Source organism: Tropicimonas omnivorans (genome assembly GCF_031846565.1).
Lineage (GTDB): Bacteria > Pseudomonadota > Alphaproteobacteria > Rhodobacterales > Rhodobacteraceae > Tropicimonas_B > Tropicimonas_B omnivorans.
On the sequence record NZ_JAVRHL010000003.1, the window covers coordinates 859548 to 884436 of the forward strand.

Here is a 24889-nt window from a genome sequence, read left to right on the forward strand (position 1 = left end):
ACCGCCTATGACGACGCGGTGACGGTCATGTGACAGGCGCCGAGCCGGCTCAGGAAACGCCCAGTTTCTTCAGACGGGCATCGCGCAGGCGGGCGAAATCGTCGCCGGCATGATAGGACGAGCGCGTCAGCGGCGTGGCGGAGACCATGAGGAACCCCTTGCCATAGGCCGACCGCTCGTAGGACGCGAATTCGTCTGGCGTGATGAAGCGGTCCACACCGTGGTGCTTGGACGACGGCTGGAGATACTGGCCGATGGTCAGAAAATCGATATCCGCGGCGCGCATGTCGTCCATCACCTGCCGAACCTGCTCACCGGTCTCGCCGAGGCCGACCATGATGCCGGACTTGGTGAACATCGTCGGGTCGAGCTCCTTCACCCGCTGCAGAAGGCGCAGCGAATGGAAGTAGCGCGCGCCGGGGCGCACCGACGGGTAAAGGCCCGGCACGGTCTCGAGATTGTGGTTGAAGACATCGGGCCTCGCCGCGACGACCACCTCGAGCGCCTCGGGGGCGCATTTGAGGAAGTCCGGCGTCAGGATCTCGATCGTGGTCTCGGGCGAGCGCCGGCGGACGGCGCGGATCGTCTGGGCAAAATGCTCCGCCCCGCCATCCTCGACGTCGTCCCGGTCCACCGAGGTGATGACGACATGCGACAGTCCGAGCTTCTGAACCGCATCGGCGACGCGCCCGGGTTCGAACACGTCGAGAGCGTCGGGACGGCCGGTGGCCACGTTGCAGAAGGTGCAGCCGCGGGTGCAGATCTCGCCCATGATCATCATGGTGGCGTGACCCTGGCTCCAGCATTCGCCGACATTCGGGCAGCCGGCCTCCTCGCATACGGTGGAAAGCCGATGCGTGCGCATGATGTCGCGGGTCTTCTTGTAGCCCTCGCCGGTGGGGGCCTTGACCCGGATCCAGTCAGGCTTCTTGGGTTGCGCGTTGTCCGCGCGGTGCGCCTTTTCTGGATGGCGCTCTCCGGGGATCTTGAGATCGCGTGGCATCGGTGCCCTCTTCGGTTTCCCTCCACATAGGGACTTTCGGACGGATTGTCCAAAGGCGTTCGCACGGTGCGGCGGGCGCCTGCCGTGCGCTGCGTGCATGGCACGCGGCAAAGAGTGCCGGATCGCATCGTTGCGGTGAGCGCCCCATTCGCCCGCGCTTGAAGGTGGGGCGGAGGAGCCGCATAAGTCTCTCGGTATTTTCTGGACCGGACATCATGACCGAGACCGCCCCTCCCCTTCTCGACGCCGCCTTCTGGATCACGGCATCCGCCATTCTGGTGCTGCTGATCTGCTCGGCCTTCTTCTCGGGATCCGAGACCGCGCTCACGGCCGCCTCCCGCGGCAAGCTGCGCTCGATGTCCGACAAGGGCTCCGCCGGTGCGGGCCGGGCCCTTGCGCTGAAGGAAGACGACGAACGCCTGATCGGCGGCATCCTTCTTGGCAACAACCTTGCCAACATTCTGGCCACCTCGCTCGCGACGGCGCTCTTCACTCGCCTTCTCGGCGATGGTGGCGTGGCGCTGGCAACGCTGGTGATGACGGCGCTCGTGCTGATCTTTGCAGAGGTGCTGCCCAAGACCTACGCGATCACCGATCCCGAATCCGCGGCCTCCAAGACCGCGCCGATCATCCGCATCGTCATCCTGGTCCTGTCTCCGGCCGTCTCCGCGGTGCGGGCGATCGTCCGCGGCGTGCTGCGGATCTTCGGCCTCAGGATCGACCCGGACCTCGCCTTGCTGTCGGTGCGGGAGGAAATCGTCGGTGCGCTTCAGATCGGCCATTCCGAGGGCGTCGTCGAGAAGGAGGACAGGGACCGGCTCCTGGGCGCCCTCGACCTGGGCGACCGAACGGTGGAGGAGATCATGCTTCACCGCTCCAAGATCGAGATGATCGACGCGGATGATGAGCCCTCCGCGATCCTGTCGCAGTCCCTCGCCTCGCCGCATACCCGCCTGCCGGTCTATCGCGGCGATCACGAGAACATCGTCGGGGTCGTCCATGCCAAGGATCTGCTCCGGGCCATGCACAAGCTGACCACCTCGGAAGCCGGCGCCGAGGCGCTTGCGAAGTTCCGCGTGCTCGACGTGGCGATGAAGCCCTACTTCGTGCCGGAGACCACCACGCTGGATGACCAGATGCGGGAATTCCTGCGCCGTCACACGCACTTCGCCCTCGTGGTGGACGAGTACGGCGCGCTGCAGGGCCTGATCACGCTGGAGGACATTCTCGAGGAAATCGTCGGCGAGATCACCGACGAGTTCGACGTCTCCGGCGAGCGCCCGATGAGGCGCACCGAGACGGGCGACTGGCTGGTGGACGGAGCGATGACGATCCGCGACCTCAACCGCGCGCGCGACTGGAACCTGCCCGACGAGGAGGCCAACACCGTCGCGGGTCTCGTCATCCACGAGGCGCAGACAATCCCGACGCAGGGCCAGGTGTTCTCGTTTCACGGCTTTCGCTTCGAAGTGCTGGCGCGAAAGGACAATCGGATCACGCGGCTGAAGATCAGGCAGCTCTAGCGCAGGGCCCGCGCGAGGCGCCTTGATTCCGGCGCCCGTTCGGATGCAGGCTAACGATCGGCCGTAACGTCAAGCGGCCGGTCGCCGGAAGAATGCGATGCCCGAAGGCTTCAGCAGCAGGTCCGCGAAGACGCTCACCGAAGCGCCGGAGGCGGTGAGACTGGTTCCGCTCCAGCGTCTGACCCATGGCGGGCGCTGGCGGTCCGAGGCGATGCGCTCCCGTCGCGAGACGCTGCTCCTCTGGGTCACGCGCGGTCAAGGGCGGATCACGGTCGCCGGCACGACGCGGGGCTACGGCGCCCATAACGCGATCTACATCCCGGCCCGCACCATGCACGGCATCGAGGTCACTGCGCCCACCTTCGGCTCAGCACTTCGTTTCGGGGCAGATCTGTCGTCCCTGCCCGCTTCCCCGCATCATCTGAGGATTAGGGATGCCGGCGCGCAGGGCGAGATGACGAGCCTGATCGAGGCCCTGCAGCGCGAGATCGACGCCGATCGCCCGGAGCGGAAGCGCGCCATAGCGCTTCACGGCAGTCTCGTCGCTCTCTGGCTGGAACGGCAAATCATGAAGGACCACGGTGAGGCGCGAGACGGCGCTCGGCAAAAAGCCTCCGCCCTCGCCCGGGCCTTTACCGCACTTGTCGAAGACAAGCTCTATACCGGCCAGACCATCGCCGATTACGCCCTGAAGCTCGGCGTCAGCGCGGACGAGCTGACCCGAACCTGCCTCGAGACCTGCGGACACACGGCGGAAGATATCCTGGCGGACCGCACCGCCTTCGAGGCCCGCCGGCTTCTGGCGCAGACCGCCCTGCCGCCCGATCACATCGCGCTCATGTTGGGCTTCCGAAGCCGGGACGACTTCGCCGACGCTTTCCGGGCCCGAGCCGGGATCGGCCCGTCGGAATTCCGCGAAAGCAGCCGGTCCCGGCCCCTCTCGCCTGACTGGTGAGCCCGGGCGCGCGTCATTCAAGGGAACGTGAACCGCTTCCCGCGCATTGGTCCGCCAGAAAATTCTGAACGACGGGCAGGACAGACGCTATGTCACACAACGATTTCTCGTGGGCCATTCCGGTCATGCGGGCCGGTTATAGCGGCCGCGGGCTGATCTACACGGTCGTCGGCGGCTATTCGGCCTACGCCATCTGGCGCGGTGGCACCGCACAGGGAACGAGCGAGGCGCTGGCCCAGCTCGAGACGACGACATGGGGCGGCATCGTCCTCGCGCTGATCGCGATCGGCATGATCTGCTACGCCGCCTGGCGCGTGATCGACTGCATCTGGGACCTCGAGGATTACGGCTCGGACGGCAAGGGAATGATCGCCCGCACGGGCATGATCGTGACCGGCGTCATTCACCTCGCCTTCGCCTTCGTCGCGATTTCGCTCCTGTTCACCGGTGGCACGGGTGGAGGCTCCGGCAGCGGTAGCGGCTCTGGCAGCGGAAGCGGCGGCGGAGGCTCCAGCATCGTCGAATGGGTCGGCAAGATCATGGAAGCGCCCGCGGGCCGGTGGATCGTCGGCATCGGCGGCGTGATCGTCATCGGCGCCGGGCTCTACTATCTCGTCAAGGCGTGGAAGGAGAAGTACCGCGAGCACCTGATGGCCAACAAGTTCACCACGAATTACAACTGGCTGCTGAAGGCCGGTGTCGCGGCGCAGGGCGTCGTCGTGACGGTGATCGGCGGCCTTCTGGTCAACGCCGCGATGTCCGCCAACCCCAGCGAGGCCGGCGGCATGGAAGCAGCCTTCGGTTGGCTGTCCCAGCAGGCTTATGGCCGGGTCCTGGTCACGGCGCTGGCCCTCGGCCTTCTGTGCTTCGCGTTCTTCTGCTTCGTGAACGCCGCCTACCGGATCGTGCCGAAAGCGGCCGGCCCGAACATCACCTCGCTTGCACGGCAGGCCGAGTTGAAGGCGAAGGCGCACACCTGACCACTGGGCTACCGAACGAGAAAGGGCGCGGGGAGCATATGCCTCCCGCGCCCTTTTTCATGTCTACCCCGAAGGATCAGGCCGCGTTGCTGCTCCGACCCCGGCGGCGATTGCGCTTCGGCTTGGACGCGGTGACGCCGGGCTTGCCCCTGGCGCCCTGGCCCTGGCCTTGACCGCGACCGCCGCCACCACCGCCGGGCTTGCCACCGCCGCCGCCGCCGCGACGACCGCGACCGCCGCCATCGGCCTTCTTGGGCGCGGGACCAGTCGGACGCTCACCGCCGGCAACCTCGATCGGCAGCTTCGTGGTCTTCTCGATATCCCTCAGGAGGTCGATCTCCTCGGGCGAGCAGAACGCCACCGCCCGTCCGGACGCTCCGGCGCGTGCCGTCCGGCCGATGCGGTGGACATAAGCGTCCGCCACGTTCGGAAGGTCATAGTTGTAGACGTGGCGCACGTCCGGAATGTCGAGGCCGCGCGCGGCGACGTCGGTCGCCACCAGGACGCGGATATCCCCGTCGCGGAACCCGTCGAGTGCCCGCAGACGCTGACCCTGGCTCTTGTTGCCGTGGATCGACGCGGCCGCGAAACCGGACTTGTCGAGGCCCTTCATGAGCCGCTCCGCGCCGTGCTTGGTGCGGGCGAAGACGAGCGCGCGCTCATCGCGGTGCTCGTCCAGGAGATCGGCCAGCAGCGCGGGCTTCTCCGACTGGTCGAGGAAGTGGATATACTGCGCGATCTTGTCAGCGGGACGACCCGGGGGAGACACCTCGACGCGCACGGGATTGCGCAGGTAGGTGTTGGCCAGCTCGTTCATCTGCTTCGGCATCGTGGCCGAGAAGAGCATGGTCTGCCGGTCCTCGGGCAGGAGCCGGGCGATCTTGCGCAGGGCATGGATGAAGCCGAGATCCAGCATCTGGTCAGCTTCGTCCAGCACGAGGAACGGCGTGCCGGCGAGGTTCACGGCGCCCTGCTCCAGAAGGTCGATCAGACGGCCGGGCGTGGCGACGAGGACGTCGCAGCCCTTCTCCATCTTGCGGATCTGCGGCCCCGGCGAGACGCCGCCGGTGATCGTCTGGATCCGGATCTGGGTGCCTTGCGTCATGTGCGACAGCGTCTCGGCGATCTGACGGACGAGCTCCCGCGTCGGCGCGAGGATCAGCGATTTGGGCTGCTTCGGCGTGGGGCGGCCACCGTGAGTGGTCATCAGCGCGTGAACGAGCGGCAGGCCGAAGGCGGCGGTCTTGCCGGTCCCGGTCTGCGCGAGCCCGAGCACGTCGCGGCCGTTCATCGCGTGGGGAATGGCCTGGGCCTGAATCGGCGTCGGCTCGGAGATGTTGGTGCGCTTCAGCGCATCCAGAAGACGGGGGTCGAGCCCCAGCATGTCGAAATCCAAGAAAATGTCCTTTCGCGGCGCTCGGGGCCTTTGCGGCCCGGCGCGGCACCAGAGCGGCGAGGGCCGCCCCGGAATGGGGTTCTCCGACGCGAGTCGCGGCGCCGGACCGTCTGTCCGGAGCTGCCTGCGGCGGCGCGTGTCCCCAATGCGTGATGTCGGAAACTCAAATCGTCCGCCGGCCCGGCGTCCCACGAAGATGGGGACGTCTCACGCGGCCATGCTTGGCGAACGACGTGGGAGATGCCCTCTCGCCCGTCCGAAGTCAAGCCCGGGGGTCGCCGGGCGCTGGCGCTGCGAAGTGGCCGCCGGCGCCGTCAGCTGCCCATGATCTTGACGACGTACACCTTCGTTTCGGTGTAGGGCGGAATGCCGCCGTGCTTGTCCACCGCGCCGGGGCCGGCATTGTAGGCGGCAAGCGCGAGGCGCCAGTCGCGATACCGGTCGTACATCATGCGCAGGTAGCGTGCCCCGCCTTCGAGGTTCTGCTGCGGATCGTGCGGATCGACTCGCAGCCTCGCCGCCGTGCCCGGCATCAACTGGGCAAGGCCGATGGCGCCCTTGTGGCTGAGCGCGTTCGAGTTCCAGCCGCTTTCCTGCTGTACAAGGCGCAGAAAGAGGTCCTCCGGCACGTTGTACTTTCGGGCGGCGCCGCGGGCGACCTCGACGAACTGTCCCTGGTACCGTCCCGAATAGCTCGGCCCCTCGCTGTACTTGGACGGAGCGACGATGGAGGGCGGAGCGATGCCGACGGAGGCGCGGTACTGGACCGAGGCGCGATTATCGAGAAACCGCGTCTGCGCAGCGAACTGCTTGGAGCGCGACTTCGAGGAGACGATGGTGTCCCCAAGCGCCCCGGTCGGCAAGATGAAGGCGGCAGCGAGGGCCGCGGCAATGATCCGCTGCATTGTGGTTGTCCTGACTGTCCCTGTCGTTTGGACGCGATGCTAGACGATCGGGCAATGGCTCGCCACCCCGCGATAAGGGGAGGCGGGGATCCGCTCGGCGATGACGGCAGCAAGGAGCGCCCTGCCCGTCCGGTTTTGACTTTCCATGGCGGGCCGCAGGTGGTGTAACCGGCGGCATTCAACAACACCCGAAATCGGAGGGTCGCATGGCCGGATCGGTGAACAAGGTCATCCTGATCGGAAATCTGGGTCGGGACCCGGAAGTCAGGACCTTCCAGAACGGCGGAAAGGTCTGCAACCTGCGGATCGCGACGTCCGACACCTGGAAGGACAAGAATACGGGCGAGCGCCGCGAGAAGACCGAATGGCACTCCGTGGCGATCTTCTCGGAGCCGCTGGCGCGCGTCGCCGAGCAGTATCTGCGCAAGGGCTCCAAGGTCTATATCGAGGGTCAGCTCGAGACGCGGAAATACCAGGACCAGTCCGGCGCCGATCGCTATTCGACCGAGGTGGTGCTGCGGCCCTACACCTCGACGCTCACCATGCTCGACGGCCGCGGTGAAGGCGGCGGCGGCGGCGGCGGCAACTATGGCGGCGGATCCGGCGGCGGCAACTATGGCGGCGGATCCGGCGGCGGCGGCTACGGTGGTGGTGGCGGAGGCGGCGGCGGTTACGACGACCGCGGCACCGGCGGCTCCTCCGGTCCCGGCGGCAGCGATTTCGACGACGAGATCCCGTTCTAGAATTGCTTTCCGTCGCGGGGCCCGGTTGCGCGAATGCGCACGGGTCCTGCGCCGGGGCGCCAATAGCGGGGCGGCCGCACTTCGATGTACCTCGATCGCAACGAAACACTGCATCGGAGCAGATATCTCATGTCGACCGCCCTTACCGCCCACGCCCCCAAGATGCTCAGCGTCCTGCGCATCGTGTCCGCCCTCATCTTCCTGGCGCACGGAACCCAGAAACTGCTGAACTTCCCGGCCAGCGACATGAACCCCCCGCTTCTCTCCATGTTCGGCATCGCCGGCCTGATCGAGCTGGTGGGCGGCATCCTGCTTCTGATCGGTCTGTTCACCCGCCCCGTCGCCTTCATCTGCTCCGGCCTGATGGCCGCGGCGTACTTCATTGCCCATGCACCGCAGAGCGCGTTTCCGGCGCTCAACGGCGGCGACGCGGCGATCCTCTACTGCTTCGTGTTCCTGTACTTCGTGTTCTCCGGCCCCGGTGTCTGGAGCGTGGACGCCGCGCGCAGCAAGTCCACCCTCGCCTAAGCGGCCAGCGCGTCCTCGAGGAGGGCGCGCACCGCATCCGGCGGCACGTCCGACGTAACGAAAGCGTCCCCTATCCCGCGGGCCAGGATGAAGCGCAGCCGGCCGTCCACAACTTTCTTGTCCTGAGCCATCAGGGCAAGAAGCCCCTCCGCGTCCGGCAGGTCGCCAGGGATGTCCGAAAGACGCATCCGCATTCCCATCCGGTCGAGATGCGCGCGCACCCGGCTCGGCTCCTCCTGCGGACAGAGGTTCAGGCGCGCCGAGAGGTCGAAGGCCAGAGCGCAGCCGATCGCGACGCCCTCACCATGCAGCAGCCGGTCCGAGTACCCCGTCGCGGCCTCGAGCGCATGGCCAAAGGTATGGCCGAGATTGAGGAGCGCGCGGTCGCCCTGCTCGGTTTCGTCCCGCACCACGATATCCGCCTTCATCTGAACGGAGCGCCGAACCGCCTCCGCGCGGGCAGCCCCGTCGCCGCGCGCCAGCGCCTGGCCGTTCTCCTCGAGCCAGCCGAAGAAGCCTTCGTCCCCCAGAAGCCCGTATTTCACCACTTCGCCGTAGCCCGCGATGAAATCCCGCTCCGGGAGCGTCTCCAGCGCGTCCACGTCCGCCAGCACGAGGCTCGGCTGGTGGAAGGCGCCGATGAGGTTCTTCCCGAGGGGGGAATTGATGCCGGTCTTGCCGCCGACGGAGCTGTCCACCTGCGCCAGAAGACTCGTCGGAATCTGCACGAGGCGCACGCCCCGGCGCAGGATCGCCGCCGCGAATCCCGCAAGATCGCCGATCACGCCGCCCCCGAGCGCCAGGACGACGTCGCGGCGCTCGACGCGTTCGGCAACCAGCCATTCCGTGACACGCTCCAGTTGGGACCAGCACTTCGTGCCCTCGCCCGGTGGCAGGACAAGCGACGCGCAATCGATCCCGGCCGCCTCCAGCCCGTCGCGAAGCGGCCCCAGATGCAGCGCGGCCACATTCTCCTCGGTCACGACCGCCACCCGGCGTCGCGCCAGTAGAGGTGCGATTTCCTCGCCGGCGCGGGCGATCAGGCCCTGGCCTATGCGCACGTCGTAGGCGCGGGATCCAAGGGGGACATGGACGTCAGGCATGGGTCCTCTCCAGAATGTCGGTCCGCGTGGCGAGAATGCGCGTCACTTCCTCGGCCATATCGGCGACCGAATAAGACGGATCCGCCTCGGCGGTGAGATCCGCCAGGGCATAGACCGGCTCGCGCTCAGACGCGATGCGCTCCAGCGTGGCGCGTGGATCGGCGGTGCGCAGGAGCGGACGCGTGTCCTTGTGACGCACGCGGGACCAGAGCGTCGCGATATCCACCTTCAGCCAGACGGCAACGCCGTCGCGGGAGATGATGTCGCGGTTCTCCGCGCCCAGATACGCGCCGCCGCCGGTGGAGAGTATCGCGGGCTCGCCGGTGATCAGCCGCTGGAGGACCTGTCGCTCCTTCAGACGGAAGAAGGGCTCGCCGTCGCGCTCGAAGATCTCGGCAATCGACATGTTCGCCGCCTTCACGATCTCCGAATCGCTGTCCACGAACGGCACGCCGAGGCGGCGGGCCAGGGCCTGTCCGACCGCGGTCTTCCCCGCTCCCATCATGCCGACGAGGGCGACGGGTTTCCTCAGGCGCGCGCGCATCGTGCTTCCCCTTTTGCGGGCGCGATCCCGCGCAAATTGTCGTGTTGGCCCCTGAATGGCGTGAAACCGCCGTCGATGCCATATATAAGTTTCCACGGTCCGTCCGGAGAGGCGGCAAGGGACAGGCAAGGACGGGCGAAAAATGTGGCGATTGATCAAGCTGTTGTTCTTCCTCGCGGTGATCGGCGCCATCGGGCTGGTGGGCTTTGCCTATTTCGGTGACCTGACGCCGCAGCAGCAGGACGTGACCGAGCCCGTGACCCTTGATGTGGACTAGAAGCGCCCTTCTCTGCCTCCCGCTCCTGACCGGGCTTGCAGCTCCGGCAGCGGCTCAGGCGCCGCTTTCGGGCGTCGACTGGCTGTCAGACGTCCTCGCCGAGCCGACCCGTCCGGATGAGCCGCCGGTCTCGTCCGGCGCGGCTTTTCCCGAGGTGACCGTTCGGCCGCTGGACATGCCGATGCCCGACGCGATCGGGCTCGTACCGCGCTCCCAGACGGGCCTGCCGGCGGATCTCTGGGGCAAGTCCTCGACGGAGGCGCTAGCGCGGCGCATGTCCGGCTTTCCCGCCTCCGCCCTGCCCGCCGCTCGGGATCTGCATCAGCTTCTGCTGACGGCGGAGGTGGACCCGCCGAAGGACGCGGGCCCGGACGGGCGCCTTCTTCTGGCGCGGGTGGATGCGCTTCTCGCGCTCGGCGATCTGTCCTCCGCGGGGCAGCTTCTGAGAAAGGCGGACGCAGGCGTGCCAGCGATCTTCCGCCGCGGCTTCGATGTCGCCCTCCTGACAGGGCACGAGGACCGCGCCTGCGCGGATCTGCGGCGCACGCCCGGAATCGCCCCCTCGATTCCCGCCCGGGTCTTCTGCCTCGCCCGCACGGGCGACTGGCCCGCGGCGGCCCTGACGCTGGAGACTGCCGAGGCGCTGGGACAGCTCACTCCCGAAGAGGACGAGCTCCTCGCCCGCTTCCTCGATGCCGCGATCGCAGATGGCGCCGAGCCGATGCCGCCCATCGAGAATCCGACCCCGCTCGATCTGAAGATGCGGGAGGCCATCGGGGAGCCGCTGCACGGGCCCGCCCTACCCGTCGCCTTCGCCCATTCGGACCTGCACGGACCGAATTCCTGGCGAACCCGCGTCGAGGCGGGCGAGCGGCTGACGCGGGCCGGCGTCTATTCCCCCCAGGACCTCGCGACGCTTTATGCCGAGCGGGAGGCGGCCGCTTCCGGCGGGGTCTGGGACCGCGTGGCGGCGATGCAGGAGTTCGAGGCGGCCATGGAAGACGGGCGCCCCCGCCCCGTGGCCGAGCTTTTGCCTGGCACCTGGAACACCATGCGGTCCGCCGGACTGGATCACGCCTTCGCCTCGCTTTACGGAACGCGCCTTGCAGAGATGGATCTGCCCCCCGGCGCCGCGGATCTGGCGCTTCGGATCGGCCTCCTGACCCCGTCCTACGAGCGCATCGCCGCCTCGGCCGAACCGAGCGGCGCCGAGGCGATCTTTCTCGTCGCTCTCGCACGTGGCATGCCCGGCGCGGCCACGGCTATCTCTCCGCTCGCGACCGCCATCGCCGATGCGTTCGCCGAGGATCCGGCCCCCGACCTTCCCGCCACTCTCGAGAGCCTGCGAAGCGAGGGTAAACTTGGCGAAGCGCTCCTGGTCGCGGCAGGCCGCATCGCGAGGGGCCGTGGCACGGATTACGGCACGATCACCGGCACATTGGCGTTCCTGCGGGATGTCGGTCTCGAGAACCGTGCGCGACGTATCGGCCTCGAACTGATGCTGCTGGAGCGCGGGGCATGAGCGCGCCCGCCCGCGCGGCGGGCTGGATTTCCGCCTTTCTCGATGCGCAGGCTGCGGAGCTCGATGCCTCCCGCAACACGTGTCTCGCCTATGGCCATGACCTGAACGATTTCGCCTCCTGGGCTGGGAACAAGGGCCATGCGCTCGCCGACCTCGGGCGGGATGAGATTGAGGATTACCTCGTCCATTGTGACGCCCAGGGACTGGCCACCTCGACACGGGCACGGCGCCTCTCCTCGATCCGGCAGCTCTACCGTTTCGCCTATGACGAGGGATGGCGCGCGGACAATCCGGCGCTTCGCCTCAAGGGGCCTGGCCGCACGGTGCGCCTTCCGAAGACGTTGACCCATGCCGAGGTGGACGCGCTTCTCGCCGCCGCCGCCGAACAGGGCCGCACGTCGGCCGACCGCGCGCGGAACGGCTGCCTGATGCAGCTTCTCTATGCGACGGGAATGCGTGTCTCCGAGCTCGTCTCTCTTCCCGTGAGCGCGGCGCGAGGCGATCCGCGGATGCTGCTGGTGCGCGGCAAGGGGGAGAAGGAGCGGCTCGTCCCGCTTTCCCCTCCCGCACGGGAGGCGCTTCTGGTTTGGCTGCACCATCGCGACGCGGCCGAGGATCTGGCGAGGACGGAGCGCGGCGCGTCGGCATCCCGCTATCTTTTCGCCTCCTCGGGCTCGGCCGGGCACCTGACGCGCCATCGCTTCTATGCGCTCATCAAGGAGATTGCCGTGTCCGCGGGCGTCTCCCCCGCAAAGGTCACGCCGCATACCATGCGCCACGCCTTCGCAACCCACTTGCTCGCCGGTGGCGCGGATCTTCGTGCGATCCAGACGCTCCTTGGCCATGCCGACATCTCCACGACCGAGATCTATACCCACGTTCTCGACGAACGGCTCAGGGAGCTGGTGACGACGCATCACCCCCTCGCGAAGGGCGCATGAGCAGAGGTGTCCCGCTCCTCATTCTCGCGGCCGGAGCCTCTCGCCGCATGGCCGGGCGGGACAAGCTGATCGAACCGGTGGACGGTGTCCCTCTCCTGCGCCGGACCGCAACGGAGGCATTGGCCGCGTCGAGGGCAACCGGGTCGGGCCCGGTCACGGTCCTGCTGCCCGGCCTTGATCATCCTCGCGCCGCGGTGCTGGACGGGCTGGACGTGGCGCGCATGGAGGTTCCGGACCATGCGGAGGGAATTGGCGCGACGATCCGGACGGGCGCGGCCGCCTTCGCCTCCCTGCCCCGCCTGCTCATCCTCTTGGGGGACATGCCGGAAATCGGGCGGGAGGATATCGCAGCGGTCCTCTCGGCACCCGGCGAGGCGCCGGACGCCCTCGTCTGGCGCGGGGTCACGGAAGACGGGGAGCCCGGCCATCCGATCCTCTTCGACGCGTCGCTGATCCCGGAGCTATTGCGGCTTTCCGGCGATGATGGCGGGCGCGCGGCGGTATCCGCGGCCGGCAAGCGCCTCCACCTCGTCCACCTGCCCGGCCGCCGCGCGCTACGTGATCTCGACACGCCGGAGGACTGGGCAGCGTGGCGCAGGGAAACCGGCCGGTAAGGGGCGTCGCCGCGATCCGGCACAGCGCCGAAACAAGGGCGGCCCCGAACCGTCGGGACCGCCCTTTTTCGTTGTCGAGATCGCACCCGGCCGCGCGAGGCGGCCGCGCGGACGCGCTCACATCACATGACGAGAAGGCTTGCTTCCCGCTTTTTCAGGATCTTGCGCGCCGCCGCGTAATCCGTCCGTCCCGCAGAGGTCTTCAGGTCGGGGAAGATCGCGAAGATCTCCGCCCGCTGGGCTTCGTCGATGCCCTTGAGCGTGTAATCTCCCGGCTGGAAGCTCTCCGTCCATGTTCCATCCGACAGCACGACCTCGTGCTGCTCGAACATGAAGTGAATGTAGCTCGTGCCGAGAGAGTCCGCCTTGGCGATGCCGGGCGCACCGACGAGGTGCTTCGCGGCGACGAGAACCTCGTGCTCCTCGAAGTAGAGCGAGGTCATCTCGTTGGCGATCAGCATCCTGTGGTTCGGGCTGACGAGCATGTCCCGCTCCGGCAGACCGTGGCCGAGACTGCCGGCCCGGATCAGCACCGGACGAAGCGACGGATCGGCCTCGAAACCGGCGAGGTCCACATTCTTGCGGCCGGCCCAGGCGATCTCCTGAATGCCGTTGTCCCGCGTGATGACCTTGTCGCCGACGCGAAGCTCCTCGACAGGGCGCTCGCCCTGCGGCGTCGCGATCAGCGTGCCGGGCGTGAAGCAGGGAATGACGTTCTCGATCTCCTCGAACTTCATCGAGGAGCCGTCCTTGAACGTGACGGTCCCGTCCTCCCGGTCGTCGGACGTGTAGGTGATGAAGTCCACGTCGGAGCCGGTCAGGTCCAGCGTGTCGAAGTCGTCGCCGCCCGCGCCGCCATCTACGAAGTCACCGCCATTGCCGCCGAAGAAGGTATCCCTGTCGTCGCCGCCGGAGAGGCGATCCGCGCCGGCACCGCCGGTGATCGTATCGTTGCCCTTTCCGCCGTCGATGGCGTCATCGCCGTCTTCGCCGTAAAGCTCGTCGTCGCCGTTCTCGCCATAGATCGTATCGTTGTCGGCGCCGCCGTAGACGATGTCGTCACTGGCACCGGCGTGGATCGTGTCGTCCCCGTCGCCGCCATAGATGGTGTCTTCGTTGTTGGCGCCGTTGATCGTGTCGTTGCCGCCTTCGCCGTAGATGACATCATTGCCGCCCTGGCCGTCGATGATGTCGTCACCGTCACCGCCATGGATCTCGTCGGCCCCGGCGCCACCGAGCAGCGTGTCGTTCCCGGCGCCGCCGTCGATGTAGTCGTCGTCGCGACCGCCCTGGATCCAGTCGTCGCCGTCACCTCCCGACAGACGATCATTGCCGCCTTGGCCGTAGATCACGTCGTTGCCGGAGCCGCCCTCGATGGTGTCGTCGTCCTGATTGCCCGCGATGTAATCATCACCGGCGCCGCCATCGATGGTGTCGTTGCCCTCGTTGCCATGGATGGTGTCGTTGCCATCGCCGCCGAAGATGGTGTCGTCGCCGGCACCGCCGCGAATGGTATCGTCGCCCTGGCCACCGAGGAGCGTGTCGTTGCCATCGCCGCCGTCGATATAGTCGTCGTCGATCCCGCCATCGATATAGTCATCGCCGGCGTCGCCGTAGAGCTCGTCGGCATCGTCCTCGCCGAAGATCCTGTCGTTGCCGTCGCCGCCGTGAATGACATCCTTGCCGTTGTCGGTGACCTTGTCGCCCTGATCGTCGCGGACGTTGAGCTGGTCGAAGGGCACGGACGGGCCGAGCCCACCGTAGATCGTGTCGTCACCGGCACCGCCATAGACCTCGTCGGAGCCTTCGCCGGCGATGATGGTGTCGTTGCCCTCGCCGCCGTCGACATAGTCGTCGTCGAGGCCGGCATTGATCGTGTCGTCGCCGGTGCCGCCGAAGATCACGTCATCATCGTCGCCGGTGATGATCGTGTCGTTCCCGGCACCGCCTTCGACGTAATCCTTGTCATTGTCGGGGTCGGGATCGGACGGGAACAGGCCCGGATATCCCCGGTCCGGGAGGGGCTTCGAACTCAGGGGAGCGGAGGTGTCGATGTAATCGTCGCCATTGCCGCCAAAAACGGTGTCGTTGCCGTCGCCCCCGGTGATCTTGTCGCCCATGGCGCCGCCATGGATCGTGTCGTCGCCAGCCCCGCCATCGATGATGTCGACGTTGTTTCCGCCGGTGATCGTGTCGTTGCCGTCCTCGCCGTAGATCACGTCATTGCCACCGCCGCCGATGATCTCGTCATCGCCGCTGCCGCCGTAGAGCGTGTCGTCGCCGGATTTCCCGTCGATCTTGTCGTTGCCGGCGCCGCCGCGGATGATGTCGTTGTCCCGACCGCCGATGATCGTGTCGTCGCCGTCGCCGCCGTCGATCTCGTCGTCGCCGCCCTGGCCGAGGATTGTGTCGTTGCCGGCACCGCCCTGGATCACGTCGGCATCTTCGCCGCCTTCGATGTAATCGTCGCCGTCGCCGCCGTCGATGAAATCGCCGCCATCGCCGCCGCTGATCCGGTCGTTCCCGGCGCCGCCCTCGATATGGTCGGAGCCGTCGCCGCCACGGATGATGTCGTCACCCTCTCCGCCGTAGAGCGTGTCGTCGCCCGTGCCGCCGTCGATCGTGTCGTTGCCGTCCTCGCCGTAGATGACGTCATCGCCGTCTCCGCCGAAGAGGCGGTCGTCGCCCGGCTCTCCGGGGCCGGCGGGCAGGAACTCCGCCCCCGCCGTGAAGGCCACATCCGAGATGAAGATGCCCGAGGTGCCAGAGCCGACGTTGTCGTGGATCACCTCGATCCGGCTGACCGGCCCGGTGATGTTCACGGTGACGGAAGCATCGGGGTCCGTCTGGGTGTCGTTATCGGTGCTGTCCGCTGTGAAGGTGTTCCCGTCCCGGAGCAGCTCGTCACCGGGGGTGAAGTCGATATCGACCGGCTTGCCGTCCGCGTCGTAGGCGTTGATCGTGACGCTGCCCTTGTTCACGTCGATATCGGTGACGGTGAAGGACACGCCCGTGACCGCCTCGGAGAAGCCGAACTCGTACTTCGCGCATTCACCTCTCTCGGCCATCGACTGAAGGGCGGAGTTGGGGTTTGCGTCGCCGGTGACGAAGATACCGTCATCATCGAACTGGCTTTCGGCGCGGCCCCAGCCAGCGTGCGGAACCTTGGCCGTGACGGTGACGGAGCCGGTGTCCTGCGCAAAGGTGTGGCCGTCGATATGCTCCCCGTCGTCGACGGTTCCGTGACCATAACGGTCGGTGTCCGGCAGCTTGCTCCATTCGAAGGATTCCGCCGTGCCGCCCGTGGGGCCGCCTGCGGTGTCGGTTCCGGGGGCGACACTGTCGCCGTAGATCTCGTCGTCGCCCTGACCGCCGTAAACGGTGTCTGATCCGCCGCCGGCATAGACGATATCGTCGTTCGGGCCCTCGCCGGGAAGGATGGCATCGCCGTTGTCGATGCGGTCGCCCTCGGGGTCGCCGGTGTAGTTCTCGTTGATCAGGTCGTCGCCGGCGGTGCCCTCGACATAGCCGTCGAGGCTGTCCGAGGGGCCACCCGGCGTGTCGTCGAACTCGGTATCGCCGATTGTGTAGCAGACATCGTCGATGGCACCGGAGCCGTTCAGGGTAATCTCCATGCGGGAGACGTCCTCGACACCGAAATTGACCTCGCAGATGCCGCCATTGCCGGTATGCGGCAGCTCCGCCGACCTGATGAGGCTGCCGTCGGCGGCGAAGAATTTCACCGTGCCGCCTTCCTCGGTGTCGATCACCCGGAAGCTGTTGACCTCGGAGGGAGACGCGAAGTCGAGCGCGATGGTGCCGCCGCCGGCATTGTCGTCCGGATCGGAGCTGTCGCCGTCTTCCGAAAGGATGAGGGCCTTGCCCTGGTAGTGCGTTCCGAGATCGTAGTCGCCGCCGGTCGGATGCGCCGTGTCGAAGATCATGGGAGGATGGTTCGGATCGGCCGAACTGATGCGAACCCCGTACTCTTCGTACTGGTTCGAGACGAGATCCCCCTTGTGGAGGCTTTCGAAGACGATCCTGTAGGTGGTGTCGCCGGATGAATAGGTCATGTCCGCCTCCTCAAACTCACGTGGGCTGGCACAGGGCGGCGCCCGGCACGGTTACGTCACAGGGACCGATCGGTCCGTCGGGAACGAACAGACTTCCAAAAAATGATAGCATCATGGCACGTTTCGGCCCCGGGCATGTCTCGAACCCTCAGGGGGGCGAAGCACCGCGCGAATGCGGCCGGCACACGGATCGCTGAGCGCGCGGCGCGGGGGGGTGGGACGCCGGCAGATACACGCCAGGCGATTTGCAGGAACCTGCGGAGGAAGGCCGAAGCCCCCGTCATGCAAGGCGCTCGATACACGCGAGCTACACACTTCCCAAACCCCCCGCGATGCGTCGCACCGCGGTTCGAGTGCGGCCGCCCCCGCAGCCAGCAAACTTCGCCCCCCAGTCGGGCATGACCGATATACGCGCCAAGCTGCCGAAATCGAAAGTGAAAAGTGGCGCAATCATGGCGCGAGCGGAGCCCAATTGGGACGGCAAGAAGGCGGCGATCGGGACACTTTACCGCATCCTTGAGACGAACGTTTCCGATACGTAAACGTTGCCCTCTGTGCAATTATTGCAAAAATACATTCTTTTATAAGTGTCTACGCGAAGCCATGGTCTACCAGACGGCGAGAAGTGCTCCGGTCCAACGCAATACGGCAAATCGTAAAACATGGTTAAAACAAGGCGTCACAAAGTTTCCGGGACCTATCCGAAAAGACAGGTCACGAGCGAAGCGCGTCCAGTCAGCCGTTCATCAATCGCCAAGCTGATGCTCAATTGTTCACATTCTTTGCGCGCCGCGCGCCGCTTTCGCGAATCATCCCCGACACGATTGCCAGACGAGAGGCGTACCGGCATACTCTTCCCAAAGCGTGTGCATGACGTCTGACTGGAACGGTTTGCCATGGGTCTTTACGAACAGTGGAGCGATCTGACGGTCGCCGAGAAGGCCTTTCTGGCCATGAACCCTCACCTCGCCCCCACGATCTACCGAAGCAAGGACATCGCCTACAACGAGACCACGGCGCGGTTCGGCTACAACGGGCGGAATGACAACTCAGACGCGTTCCGCCACTGCTTCTGGTCGGCGTACCTGGCCCGGGAGATGGGCTATCTCAGGGCGTGGCAATATACCTCGGCCCATGAATACGGCAGCCCGCACCCCTCGGAGTCCCGGATGGACCTGCACAACAATTCCATCGGTCTGACCATCGGCGGCGGGGACCTGCGCAACATCCTGCCGGACTGGACCGGCTTTCCCGACAGCAATTCGCAGCTGTCGAACGCCTGCTATTCCGCGCTGAACGCGGGCAAGCTCCAGACCGCTCCGTGAAGGCGATGGCGCTCGGTATCCTGATCTCGATGCTGTCCGATTGCGGCGCCGGTACGGGGGCCGACTGGTCCGTGCTCGGCACGGAACCCTTCTCGCCGGATCGGTGGGAGGCCGCGGGGACGGAGACGCGCGGCACGATGGTGCACGAGTTTCTCGCCGATCACGATGTGGTCGGGATGACGCGGGAGGATGTCGTCGCGCTTCTGGGAGAGCCGACGGCATATTACGACCGGGACGAGAACCTCGGCTGGCTCGTCGGCCCGGCTACCGTCTCCTCTCCTTACGGGAGAGGCTACCTCCTCGCCATGCGGGTGAAGAAGGGCCGGGTGACCTCCGTGACGGCGATCCCGCAACTCCCCCGGCGGTAGCCCCCGCCGCACCGTCACCGCGCCGCACCGTCACCGAACCGGCTTCCAACCGGGCGCGCCCTGCCCTACGGTCCGAGCGCACTTCAGGAGGACCCATCCCATGACCGACAAACCCCTCGGTTTCGACACGCTCGCGGTTCATGCCGGCGCCGAGCCGGACCCGGCCACCGGCGCACGCCAGATCCCGATCTACCAGAGCACCTCCTACGTCTTCAAAGACGCCGATCACGCCGCGCGGCTGTTCAACCTCGAAGAGGTCGGCTTCATCTACTCGCGCCTGACGAACCCGACGGTCATGGCGCTGGCCAATCGCGTCGTCGCGCTCGAAGGCGGGGCCGGCGGCATCGCCTGCTCCTCCGGCCATGCGGCGCAGATCATGGCGCTCTTCCCGCTGATGGGACCGGGCTGCAACATCGTCTCCTCCTCGCGACTCTATGGCGGGACGATCACCCAGTTCAGCCAGACGATCCGCCGCTTCGGCTGGTCCGCCAGCTTCGTCGACACCGACGATCTGGACGCCGTCGAAGCCGCGATCGACGAGAATACCCGCGCGATCTTCTGCGAAACCATCGCAAACCCCGGCGGCTACGTGACCGACATCGCCGCGCTGGCCGAGATCGCGGACCGCAACGGCCTGCCGCTCATCGTCGACAACACCACCGCGACGCCGTGGCTCTGCAAGCCGATCGAGCACGGCGCGACGCTCGTGGTGCATTCGGCCACGAAGTACCTGACGGGCAATGGCACCGTCACGGGCGGGATCGTGGTCGATTCGGGCAAGTTCGACTGGAGCCGGAACGACAAGTTCCCGTCCCTCTCGCAGCCCGAGCCCGCCTATCACGGTCTGACCTTCGCCTCGCTCGGCGAAATGGCCTTCACCTTCCACTCCATCGCCATCGGCCTGCGCGATCTGGGCATGACGATGAACCCGCAGGGCGCCCATTACACGCTGATGGGGATCGAGACCCTGGGGCTCAGGATGGAACGGCACGTGAAGAACGCCAGGCAGGTCGCGGAGTGGCTGGAGAAGGATCCGCGGATCGAGCAGGTGACCTATGCCGGCCTTGAATCCTCTCCCTATTACGAACGCGCCAAGACCGTCGTGCCGAAGGGCGCCGGGGCGCTGTTCACCGTTGCGGTAAAGGGTGGCTACGACGCCTGCGTGAAGCTGGTCGACAGTCTCAAGCTGCTCAGCCATGTCGCCAACCTCGGGGACACGCGCAGCCTGATCATCCACCCCGCCTCCACGACGCACCGCCAGCTCGAGGCGGAACAGCAGGTAAAGGCCGGCGCCGAGCCGAACGTCGTGCGCCTCTCGATCGGCATCGAAGAGGCGGAGGACATCATCGCCGATCTGGACCAGGCGCTGACCGCCGCCACCTCCTGACCGCCAACACCCTGACCGATTGCCCCCCGCCCGCCCGTACGGATCGCGGGCGGGGGAGCTTCACGACCGCGTCAGCCTTCTCCCGTCGGGGTTGAGGCCGCTGACCGCACCGGCGCATCGTGGTCCCCGTAATGTTTCCCGCGCCCGGACCCCGCCTTTCGATGATGACCCGCAGATCGGCCTGCGCCTCTCTCGGCGCCGTTGCACTGGCGCACGGCGCTCTCCCCGCGCGCGCCGATGTCCCGGCCTGGCAGACATGGAAAGCCGCGTTCCTCGCGGCCTCGGGGCGGGTGACGGACGATCTTCAGAACGGGATCAGCCATTCGGAAGGCCAGGGCTATGCCCTCCTTCTTGCGCAAGCCCATGGCGATCACGAGGCGTTCGACCGGATCGAGAGCTGGACACGGACGCATCTTGCCGTGCGGAGCGATGCGTTGATGGCCTGGCGCTGGCGGCCGGAGGCTGGGACGGCCGACCCCCAGACCGCGACGGATGGCGACCTCTTCCGCGCCTGGGCGCTCCTCCGCGCAGCGCGGGATTCCGGGCGGGAGGCGTACCGACCGGAGGCCCTCCGGATTGCCCGGGACATTGCCGCGCTCTGTCTCGTTCCCGATCCCCGCGCCCCCTCGGAACGTCTGCTCGCGCCCTTCGCCAACCCTGAGGGGGATGGACGCGCGGTGCTCCTGAATCCGTCCTACTACATGTCCCGCGCGCTCAGGGAACTCGGCGAGGCGGCCGGCCTCCCGGTCCTCATTCGCGCCGCCGATCACGGCGAACGGCTCCTGTCGGAGATCGGGACCACGGATTGGCTGCCGGACTGGCTGGCCGTCACCGCGGATGGCGCGGTTACGGCCAGAGGCTATTTCGGCGGACTGGGCTACGACGCGCTTCGAATTGCGCTTTATCTCGTCTGGTCGGGGCGCGCGGAGCACGAGGCGGCTCAGGCAGCCCGCCGGATCCTGGTGCACGCCCTGCCCGGCCTGCCGCAGGGCCACGTTCCGACGAGGGTCACCCGGGACGGGATCGTCACGGACGCCAGCGACTATCCCGGATACCGGGCGCTCTGGCAGCTCGTCGCCGCGCCCGCCGGAGCCCCCCGGCCCGATCTCGAGCCGCCCCGGAACCGCCCCCAGCCCTACTACCCCGCGACGCTCGGCCTTCTTGCGGACATCGCCGCGCGGGAAGGCGGGCCGTGGGGCTGAATGGTGCGTGCCGCGGTAGTGCGGCATCGACGCCACGCCCTCCGCGCGATCGGGTCGACGCCTTTTTCGTGCCATTGCGATCTGCAATTCGAAGCGCAGAACCTACCCGACCTTCACCTGGAAAGCTGACCTAATGCGCATCATCCGTTTCGGCATCGGACTTCTTCTGATCATCGCGGCGATCTGGGTGATCATCGGGGAACAGCTGTCCGGCGCCAGCGCCAACGCCTTCGTCAACACGCGTCTCGTGACCCTGCGCAGCCCGATCGCCGGAACGGTCACGCTGGAGCAGGAAACGCTCGGCGCCCGCATGGAAAGCGCCGAGATGGTCGCTTCGGTCCAGGATCCGCAGGCAGACCGGGTCCGCCGGAATGATATCGCGATGGAGGTCGGCATCGCCGGCGCGGAGATTGCCCGGCTCGAGAAGGAACTGGTCGAGAACGCGTCTCACCGGGCCGATGCCGAGGCGCGCCTTGCGACTTATAGAGCGGCCCGCATCCGCGAACTGGAGACCGAGCTGGAGCATGCGACCGGCCGGCTGGACATCCTGCGCGAGCGGGGCTCCCTCGACCCGGAGGATCAGGAGCTTGCCGAGATCCTCGACGAAGACACCGTGCGCACCCGCGCCGAACCCACCACCTATGCCCTGGCGCTGAACTACGCCGAGGAGCGCTTCGAGAAAGCGCAAATCGCACTCGACGCCCTCCGCAGCGACGGCATTTTCCTCGGCGACGGCTATAACGATGCGCCCTATTCCGGCCAGCGCCTCGATGCGTTGCGGCAGGAGGAAGCCAGCTTGCGCCTTAGGCTGCAGGAAGCCCGCGCCAGCCGTCGCGCGCGAACGATTCGCCTCACCGAAGCGCGCGCCGCGACCAACAGGGCCGCGACCTCGGAGCTCACCTCGCCGGTGCAGGGGTTGCTCTGGGAACTTCACGTCGCCGACGGCGAGACGGTCCAGCGGGGGGACGCCGTGGCGACGCTGGCCGATTGCAGCTCGGTCATCCTGTCCCTCTCCGTGACCGAGAACGTCTACAACACGCTCCGCCTCGGCCAGTCCGCGACCTTCCGCCCCTCCGGCGTCAATCAAACGTTCGAGGGAACCATCTCCCGCCTTGCCGGCAGCGGCGCGGACACGATCTACCGCAATCTCGCCGTTCAGCCGGGGCCGCGCCATCTCGAGCGGTATGACGTGACGCTCCTCATCCCGCGCCTGGCGGCGGACCCGCAACTGGCCTGCGCGATCGGCCGGACCGGGCGGGTCTTCTTCGATGCGCGTCCGCTCGACTGGCTGCGCCGCGATGGCGGGCGCGGATGAACCTCTACCTCACGCCCACGCAATCCGCCTGCATCCCGATCCTGTTGATCCTCGGGCTCGGCCTCGTTCTCAAGGGGTCCGTGTCCCGCACCCGGACATGGCAGCGCGTGACGCTCTACGGCGTGTCGATCTTTCTGGCCTTACGCTATATCTGGTGGCGCGGGACGGAGACCCTGGCACCGCCGGGTCTTACCGTGGACTTCATCGCCAGTGGCGCGCTCTACCTCATAGAACTCGCCGCGCTCGTGGGCTCGATCAGCGCCTTCGTCCTGATGTCCCGCACCCGCGAGCGCAGTGACGAGGTAAACGCCAATCTGGATTGGTGGAAGAGCCGGAAACGAGCCCCCAGGATCGCCGTGCTCATCGCCACCTACAACGAGGATCTGGAGGTTCTGGAGCGTACGATCGCCGGCGCCCGCGCCCTCGCCTACGAGCGCAAGGAGATCTGGGTTCTCGATGACGGGCGGCGCGGCTGGCTTCGGGACTACTGCGCGGCGCGCGACGTGCGCTACCTGACCCGCCCGGACAACAAGGGCTCCAAGGCCGGCAACCTCAACCACGCGCTCGGCGTGCTGAACGCACAAGCCGAGCCGCCCGAGTTCTTCGCCGTGCTCGATGCCGATTTCGTGCCCCATCGCGGATTTCTCAGCCGCACCCTCGCGCTCTTTCATGATCCGACCGTCGGTCTGGTGCAGACGCCGCAGCACTTCTTCAACGCCGACCCGATCCAGCACAATCTCGGTCTCTCGCGCTCCTATCCCGACGAGCAGCGGTATTTCTTCGACCACATGCAGCCGGCGCGGGACGCCTGGGGCACGGCGATCTGCTGCGGTACCTCCTCGATGTCCCGGATGAGCGCGGTCAAGGCCATCGGCGGCTTCCCGACCTCGAGCGTGACCGAGGATTTCATGCTGACGATGTCCCTTCAGGAGAAGGGGTTCAGGACGGTCTACCTCAACGAGGCCCTGACCGAGGGGCTCGCGCCCGAGGGGCTGAAGGAATACGTCACCCAGCGCGCGCGCTGGTGCCTGGGCCTCATGCAGATCGCGCGATCGGACCTCGGCCCGCTCAGCCGCCGCAGGATGCGCCTGCGGGATCGATGGAGCGTCATCGACTCGGCCTTCTACTGGCTCTTCTCCTTCGTCTTCCGCATCGCCGCCTTCGTCTTTCCGCTGCTCTACTGGTTCTTCAACATCACCGTGGTGAACGCGGCGGTGCCGGACGTGATCTCCTATTTCGGCACGTACTACGCCTGGGTCCTCTTGACCTCGACGCTCCTGTCCCCGGGCATGGTCGTTCCGATCTTCCATGACGTGAGCCAGCTCGTCGGCGCCTTCCCGATCACCCGCGCCGCCATCACCGGGCTGTTGAGGCCCCATGGGCACCCGTTCAGCGTGACGGCCAAGGGCGGCGACCGATCGCGGATCGTCGTGCAATGGGCGATCATGCGGCCGTTCGCGATCCTGCTGGGCCTGACGGTGCTTGGCCTCACGCTCGGGATCTTCTTCGATGCCTTCGCCTATTACGACGCCGGCGACGGCAAGAGCGTCGTGCTGTTCTGGACGATCTACAATCTCGTCGTGCTGGTGATGACGGTCCTGGCTTGCGTCGAGCTGCCCCGGAGGGAGGTCCACATCGCCGACGCTCCGGAGCTGACGCAGGTCTCCCTTCCGGGCGGCGGGCGGCACAATGTCTGGATGAGTGAGCTGACACGGGATTCGGCGCGGCTCCGCGGCCAGGACCTTCCAGCGGGCAGTGTCCTGACCCTTCAGATCCGTGATGTCGGCGCGGTGGACGGCGTGGTCCTGTTGTGCCGGTCGGGAACCGTTCTCGTCCGGCTCGAGCCGGATGAGGCGGAGCGGGAGGCCCTGATCATTCGCCTTCACGCCGAGGACGAGGTCACGCCGGGCGTTCTGCGCTCCAATTACGGCGAACTGATCGGCGACTTCACGAGGCGTCTAACGAGCATCGGGCCCTCTCGGTGACCGGATCGGAGCCCGTCCAGGCGAACCTCTCCGAAATCCGCCGCTCCTGCCCGTCCAGCCCGCCACCGTCCGCGTAGGCTACGGGCCCCTCCATCGCCCGTCATGGTCGTCCGGCCGGAACGCTGACCGAGAGGTCGCCGCGCGAGGGACCGCGACACTAAAAAAGCGCCCCCGCAGATCCCCGCGGAGGCGCCTTGCGC

The 24889-nt window shown here is 67.0% G+C and carries 22 protein-coding genes; 16 read left to right on the forward strand and 6 right to left on the reverse strand.

Going from position 1 to position 24889, the window contains the following annotated elements; translation table 11 throughout:
* Positions 1–49: 49 nt before the first annotated feature.
* Positions 50–1003, reverse strand: a complete 954-nt coding sequence (gene lipA, locus RM543_RS14715) for a lipoyl synthase (protein WP_311692937.1) — start codon at positions 1001–1003, stop codon at positions 50–52.
* A 215-nt stretch (positions 1004–1218) separates the two neighbouring features.
* On the opposite strand from lipA, the gene RM543_RS14720 reads away from it, so the two are divergent.
* The 3 genes from RM543_RS14720 to RM543_RS14730 all read left to right on the forward strand — a co-directional run bounded on the left by RM543_RS14720 (position 1219) and on the right by RM543_RS14730 (position 4461).
* Positions 1219–2526 carry an HlyC/CorC family transporter gene (locus RM543_RS14720; RefSeq protein WP_311692939.1) on the forward strand — a complete coding sequence of 436 codons (1308 nt, stop codon included), beginning with the start codon at positions 1219–1221 and terminating at the stop codon, positions 2524–2526.
* A gap of 97 nt (positions 2527–2623) precedes the next feature.
* Entirely contained in the window at positions 2624–3481 is an 858-nt protein-coding gene (locus RM543_RS14725; RefSeq protein WP_311692941.1) for a helix-turn-helix transcriptional regulator, read from the forward strand.
* Positions 3482–3570: 89 nt separating this feature from the next.
* The gene (locus RM543_RS14730) at positions 3571–4461 is read left to right on the forward strand and encodes a DUF1206 domain-containing protein (protein ID WP_311692943.1); all 891 of its coding nucleotides are present in this window, start codon (positions 3571–3573) and stop codon (positions 4459–4461) included.
* A gap of 76 nt (positions 4462–4537) precedes the next feature.
* Here RM543_RS14730 and RM543_RS14735 read toward each other — a convergent pair whose 3' ends face one another.
* Both RM543_RS14735 and RM543_RS14740 read right to left on the reverse strand, forming a co-directional pair.
* Complete coding sequence (locus tag RM543_RS14735; protein ID WP_311692945.1) at positions 4538–5857, reverse strand: DEAD/DEAH box helicase; 1320 nt, start codon at positions 5855–5857, stop codon at positions 4538–4540.
* A gap of 314 nt (positions 5858–6171) precedes the next feature.
* A complete protein-coding gene (locus RM543_RS14740; protein WP_311692947.1) occupies positions 6172–6762 on the reverse strand; it encodes a lytic transglycosylase domain-containing protein in 591 nt (196 codons plus the stop codon).
* A 206-nt stretch (positions 6763–6968) separates the two neighbouring features.
* Between RM543_RS14740 and ssb the strand changes: the two genes are divergently transcribed.
* Together ssb and RM543_RS14750 are read left to right on the forward strand one after the other, a co-directional pair.
* Positions 6969–7505 (forward strand): single-stranded DNA-binding protein, encoded by a 537-nt coding sequence (gene ssb, locus RM543_RS14745; RefSeq protein WP_311692949.1) that lies wholly within the window; start codon positions 6969–6971, stop codon positions 7503–7505.
* Positions 7506–7634: 129 nt separating this feature from the next.
* Positions 7635–8033, forward strand: coding sequence for a DoxX family protein (locus RM543_RS14750; protein WP_311692951.1), 399 nt, complete (start codon positions 7635–7637; stop codon positions 8031–8033).
* Here the strand turns inward: RM543_RS14750 and aroB are convergent.
* Together aroB and RM543_RS14760 are read right to left on the reverse strand one after the other, a co-directional pair.
* A complete protein-coding gene (gene aroB, locus RM543_RS14755) occupies positions 8030–9136 on the reverse strand; it encodes a 3-dehydroquinate synthase (RefSeq protein ID WP_311692953.1) in 1107 nt (368 codons plus the stop codon). The genes RM543_RS14750 and aroB overlap by 4 nt on opposite strands.
* Complete coding sequence (locus RM543_RS14760) at positions 9129–9872, reverse strand: shikimate kinase (RefSeq protein ID WP_311692955.1); 744 nt, start codon at positions 9870–9872, stop codon at positions 9129–9131. The genes aroB and RM543_RS14760 overlap by 8 nt, the downstream gene beginning before the upstream one ends.
* Here RM543_RS14760 and RM543_RS14765 point away from each other — a divergent pair.
* From RM543_RS14765 to RM543_RS14780, 4 genes are read left to right on the forward strand one after another with little or no spacing between them, the layout of a single operon-like run.
* Positions 9823–9957 carry a hypothetical protein gene (locus tag RM543_RS14765; protein ID WP_311692957.1) on the forward strand — a complete coding sequence of 45 codons (135 nt, stop codon included), beginning with the start codon at positions 9823–9825 and terminating at the stop codon, positions 9955–9957. The genes RM543_RS14760 and RM543_RS14765 overlap by 50 nt on opposite strands.
* Complete coding sequence (locus tag RM543_RS14770; RefSeq protein ID WP_311692959.1) at positions 9947–11479, forward strand: hypothetical protein; 1533 nt, start codon at positions 9947–9949, stop codon at positions 11477–11479. Before RM543_RS14765 ends, RM543_RS14770 begins: the two co-directional genes overlap by 11 nt.
* Entirely contained in the window at positions 11476–12420 is a 945-nt protein-coding gene (locus RM543_RS14775; RefSeq protein WP_311692961.1) for a tyrosine recombinase, read from the forward strand. Before RM543_RS14770 ends, RM543_RS14775 begins: the two co-directional genes overlap by 4 nt.
* The gene (locus RM543_RS14780; protein ID WP_311692963.1) at positions 12417–13034 is read left to right on the forward strand and encodes a nucleotidyltransferase family protein; all 618 of its coding nucleotides are present in this window, start codon (positions 12417–12419) and stop codon (positions 13032–13034) included. Before RM543_RS14775 ends, RM543_RS14780 begins: the two co-directional genes overlap by 4 nt.
* Positions 13035–13156: 122 nt before the next feature.
* Here the strand turns inward: RM543_RS14780 and RM543_RS14785 are convergent, their stop codons facing one another.
* On the reverse strand, positions 13157–17107 hold the full coding sequence (locus RM543_RS14785) for a Hint domain-containing protein (protein ID WP_311692964.1): 3951 nt from the start codon (positions 17105–17107) through the stop codon (positions 13157–13159).
* A gap of 398 nt (positions 17108–17505) precedes the next feature.
* On the opposite strand from RM543_RS14785, the gene RM543_RS14790 reads away from it, so the two are divergent.
* The 7 genes from RM543_RS14790 (at position 17506) to RM543_RS14820 (ending at position 24689) form a co-directional block, all read left to right on the forward strand.
* Positions 17506–17649: a hypothetical protein gene (locus tag RM543_RS14790; protein ID WP_311692965.1), complete on the forward strand. Its 144-nt coding sequence runs from the start codon at positions 17506–17508 to the stop codon at positions 17647–17649.
* A gap of 354 nt (positions 17650–18003) precedes the next feature.
* Positions 18004–18432 (forward strand): DUF6973 domain-containing protein, encoded by a 429-nt coding sequence (locus RM543_RS14795; protein ID WP_311692967.1) that lies wholly within the window; start codon positions 18004–18006, stop codon positions 18430–18432.
* Positions 18433–18437: 5 nt separating this feature from the next.
* Complete coding sequence (locus RM543_RS14800; protein ID WP_311692969.1) at positions 18438–18800, forward strand: hypothetical protein; 363 nt, start codon at positions 18438–18440, stop codon at positions 18798–18800.
* A gap of 100 nt (positions 18801–18900) precedes the next feature.
* Positions 18901–20187: an O-acetylhomoserine aminocarboxypropyltransferase/cysteine synthase family protein gene (locus tag RM543_RS14805; protein ID WP_311692971.1), complete on the forward strand. Its 1287-nt coding sequence runs from the start codon at positions 18901–18903 to the stop codon at positions 20185–20187.
* 164 nt (positions 20188–20351) lie between these two features.
* Positions 20352–21389, forward strand: coding sequence for a family 8 glycosyl hydrolase (locus RM543_RS14810; protein WP_311692973.1), 1038 nt, complete (start codon positions 20352–20354; stop codon positions 21387–21389).
* A gap of 133 nt (positions 21390–21522) precedes the next feature.
* A complete protein-coding gene (locus RM543_RS14815; protein ID WP_311692975.1) occupies positions 21523–22704 on the forward strand; it encodes an efflux RND transporter periplasmic adaptor subunit in 1182 nt (393 codons plus the stop codon).
* Positions 22701–24689 carry a glycosyltransferase family 2 protein gene (locus RM543_RS14820; RefSeq protein ID WP_311692977.1) on the forward strand — a complete coding sequence of 663 codons (1989 nt, stop codon included), beginning with the start codon at positions 22701–22703 and terminating at the stop codon, positions 24687–24689. The genes RM543_RS14815 and RM543_RS14820 overlap by 4 nt, the downstream gene beginning before the upstream one ends.
* Positions 24690–24889 lie beyond the last annotated feature (200 nt).

Coding starts and splice junctions, on each gene's coding strand:
- RM543_RS14805 (WP_311692971.1), top strand. CDS start 18,901: ATGACCGACAAACCCCTCGGTTTCGACACGCTCGCGGTTCATGCCGGC.
- aroB (WP_311692953.1), bottom strand. CDS start 9,136: ATGCCTGACGTCCATGTCCCCCTTGGATCCCGCGCCTACGACGTGCGC.
- RM543_RS14740 (WP_311692947.1), bottom strand. CDS start 6,762: ATGCAGCGGATCATTGCCGCGGCCCTCGCTGCCGCCTTCATCTTGCCG.
- RM543_RS14790 (WP_311692965.1), top strand. CDS start 17,506: ATGACCGATATACGCGCCAAGCTGCCGAAATCGAAAGTGAAAAGTGGC.
- RM543_RS14725 (WP_311692941.1), top strand. CDS start 2,624: ATGCCCGAAGGCTTCAGCAGCAGGTCCGCGAAGACGCTCACCGAAGCG.
- RM543_RS14815 (WP_311692975.1), top strand. CDS start 21,523: ATGCGCATCATCCGTTTCGGCATCGGACTTCTTCTGATCATCGCGGCG.
- RM543_RS14780 (WP_311692963.1), top strand. CDS start 12,417: ATGAGCAGAGGTGTCCCGCTCCTCATTCTCGCGGCCGGAGCCTCTCGC.
- RM543_RS14800 (WP_311692969.1), top strand. CDS start 18,438: ATGGCGCTCGGTATCCTGATCTCGATGCTGTCCGATTGCGGCGCCGGT.
- RM543_RS14810 (WP_311692973.1), top strand. CDS start 20,352: ATGACCCGCAGATCGGCCTGCGCCTCTCTCGGCGCCGTTGCACTGGCG.
- RM543_RS14730 (WP_311692943.1), top strand. CDS start 3,571: ATGTCACACAACGATTTCTCGTGGGCCATTCCGGTCATGCGGGCCGGT.
- lipA (WP_311692937.1), bottom strand. CDS start 1,003: ATGCCACGCGATCTCAAGATCCCCGGAGAGCGCCATCCAGAAAAGGCG.
- RM543_RS14785 (WP_311692964.1), bottom strand. CDS start 17,107: ATGACCTATTCATCCGGCGACACCACCTACAGGATCGTCTTCGAAAGC.
- RM543_RS14760 (WP_311692955.1), bottom strand. CDS start 9,872: ATGGCGCCGATCACCGCGAGGAAGAACAACAGCTTGATCAATCGCCAC.
- RM543_RS14750 (WP_311692951.1), top strand. CDS start 7,635: ATGTCGACCGCCCTTACCGCCCACGCCCCCAAGATGCTCAGCGTCCTG.
- RM543_RS14720 (WP_311692939.1), top strand. CDS start 1,219: ATGACCGAGACCGCCCCTCCCCTTCTCGACGCCGCCTTCTGGATCACG.
- RM543_RS14795 (WP_311692967.1), top strand. CDS start 18,004: ATGGGTCTTTACGAACAGTGGAGCGATCTGACGGTCGCCGAGAAGGCC.
- RM543_RS14770 (WP_311692959.1), top strand. CDS start 9,947: ATGTGGACTAGAAGCGCCCTTCTCTGCCTCCCGCTCCTGACCGGGCTT.
- RM543_RS14775 (WP_311692961.1), top strand. CDS start 11,476: ATGAGCGCGCCCGCCCGCGCGGCGGGCTGGATTTCCGCCTTTCTCGAT.
- RM543_RS14820 (WP_311692977.1), top strand. CDS start 22,701: ATGAACCTCTACCTCACGCCCACGCAATCCGCCTGCATCCCGATCCTG.
- RM543_RS14765 (WP_311692957.1), top strand. CDS start 9,823: ATGTGGCGATTGATCAAGCTGTTGTTCTTCCTCGCGGTGATCGGCGCC.
- ssb (WP_311692949.1), top strand. CDS start 6,969: ATGGCCGGATCGGTGAACAAGGTCATCCTGATCGGAAATCTGGGTCGG.